Consider the following 2,019-nt stretch of genomic DNA (forward strand, 5'->3'; position numbering starts at 1 on the left):
CCGGCCGGGGGGGCCCCGGCGGCGGGGGCCCCGGCCCCGCCCGCCGCCCGGGGGCCCCCCCCCGCTGCGCCGGCGCCGCCCCAGCCGGCCCCGGCGCAGCAGGCCGCTCCGGAGCAGCGGCAGGCCCAGGCTCCGGTGCCCGGCCAGGCCGCCGCCCCGGCGGCGGAGGCCGCGCCGGCCGCCGTCCCGGCCCCGACGCCCGCTGCCACGCCCACGCCCGCCGCGCCGGTCCCGCCGGTGCAGGCCGAGGCGCAGCACGTCCCGTTCCCGGCGGCCGCCCCGGCTCCGCCGGTCGCCGAGCAGCCGCAGGCCGGTGCCCCGGCCTGGCCGACGCCGGAGGCCGCGGCGCAGCAGCCCGCGCCGCAGCCGTACCCGGCGCCCGCCCCTGCTCCCGCGCCCGTCGCGCCCGCGCAGCCGCAGAACTTCGCGCAGCCGCCGGTCCAGCAGGCCCCGCCGCAGCACCCCCAGGACCCGTCGGCTTCCTGGGGCCCGCAGGCCGCGTGGGCGGCCCAGCAGGTCCAACAGCCGCAGCCGCTGCCGCCCCAGCACGCCGCCGCCCCGCAGCCCCCCGGCCCGGTGCCCCAGCCCGGCCCGGTGGACCCGCGCCAGGGCGGCTGGCCGCAGCCCGCCGCGTACCAGCAGCCGGTCCCGCCCCAGCCCGGCCCGCAGGCCCAGCCCGGCCCGCCGCTGCCGGGGCAGCCGCTGCCCGGCCAGCCGTGGCAGCAGCAGCCGCAGGCCCCGCAGCCCAGCGCGTTCCAGCAGGCCGCCGCCCCGCAGCAGACCGCGCACGGCGCGCCGCTGGGCTACACCGCCGCCGTCGAGCTGTCCTCGGACCGGCTGCTGCGCAGCCAGCCCAAGCAGCAGCGCCAGCAGCCGCGCTTCCAGTTCGGCGGCAAGGCCGCGGCGGCCGAGAAGGCCCGCAAGCTGGAGATCATCCGTACCCCGGTGCTGAGCTGCTACCGGATCGCCGTGATCAGCCTCAAGGGCGGCGTCGGCAAGACCACGACCACCACCGCGCTCGGCGCGACCCTGGCCAGCGAGCGCCAGGACAAGGTGATCGCGATCGACGCCAACCCGGACGCCGGCACCCTGGGCCGCCGGGTGAAGCGCCAGACCGGCGCGACCATCCGCGACCTGGTGACGGCCATCCCGCACCTGCGCAGCTACATGGACATCCGTCAGTTCACCTCGCAGGACCTGAACTCGGGCCTGGAGATCCTGGCGAACGACGTCGACCCGGCGGTCTCGACCACCTTCAACGACTCGGACTACCGCCAGGTGATCGACGTGCTGGGCCGCCAGTACCCGATCATCCTGACCGACTCCGGCACCGGACTGCTGTACAGCGCGATGCGCGGGGTGCTGGACCTGGCCGACCAGCTGATCATCGTCTCCACCCCCAGCGTGGACGGCGCCTCCAGCGCCTCGACCACCCTGGACTGGCTCTCCGCGCACGGCTACGCGGACCTGGTCCAGCGCAGCATCACGGTGGTCTCCGGGGTGCGCGAGACCAGCAAGATGATCAAGGTCGAGGACATCGTCGCGCACTTCCAGACCCGCTGCCGCGGCGTGATCGTGGTGCCGTTCGACGAGAGCCTGGCGGCCGGCGCCGAGGTCAACCTCGACATGATGCGGCCCAAGGTCCGGGAGGCCTACTTCGAGCTGGCCACCCTGGTCGGCGAGGACATCATCCGGGCCCACCAGGCCGCCGCCGCCCAGCAGGCCGGCTGGCAGCAGCAGGCCCAGGCCGGCTACCCGCAGCCGGGCGGCCCCCAGCCGTACGCCGACCCGCAGCAGCAGGCCCAGCCGTACCCGCAGCAGGCCGGCCAGCCCGCCCCCGGGGCGCCGTGGGCCCCGCAGCCCGGCCAGGCCCCGCCGCCCCCGCCCGGGTACGGCTACCCGCAGCAGCCCGCCCCCGGGGCGCCCTGGCCGCAGCAGCCGGGGCCGGGCTACGGCTACCCGCCGCCCCCGCCCCAGCAGTGACGGCGACGGAAGGGGCCCACCGACCTGGTGTCGGTG

At 78.4% G+C, this 2,019-nt stretch carries 1 protein-coding gene; it reads left to right on the forward strand.

Going from position 1 to position 2,019, the window contains the following annotated elements; genetic code table 11:
* The coding region (locus tag ACFU7Z_RS39055) for a MinD/ParA family protein (protein ID WP_380782909.1) at positions 1–1,983 on the forward strand (1,983 nt) is incomplete at its 5' end.
* Positions 1,984–2,019 lie beyond the last annotated feature (36 nt).

The sequence above is a fragment of the Kitasatospora sp. NPDC057518 genome (assembly GCF_042802075.1).
Classification (GTDB): domain Bacteria; phylum Actinomycetota; class Actinomycetes; order Streptomycetales; family Streptomycetaceae; genus Kitasatospora.